Genomic DNA, 249 nt, shown 5'->3' on the forward strand with positions numbered 1-249 from the left:
ACCGATGCGGTGAACCTGGCACAGCTCAAGGAAATGGGCGCGAACGTAGACAGCAGCGGCAACATGACGAACAGCTTCGTTGCGTATGACGACACGACATTGGGCACGATCACGCTGAAGGGCGCAGGCGGCACGAAGATCACTGGTCTGACAGCAGGCACATTGTCGGCCGCGAGCACTGACGCAGTGAACGGCGCGCAACTGTTCCAGACGAACCAGGACGTGGCGAATGTCGCTGGTGATGTGGCG

Annotated in this window: 1 protein-coding gene; it reads left to right on the forward strand. The window is 60.2% G+C overall.

Going from position 1 to position 249, the window contains the following annotated elements:
• Nucleotides 1-249 (forward strand): hypothetical protein (locus AC1ECK_RS36740; RefSeq protein ID WP_480328216.1); only part of this gene is annotated, 249 nt, incomplete at both ends.

Source organism: Paraburkholderia sp. SSBN10T (genome assembly GCF_056619545.1).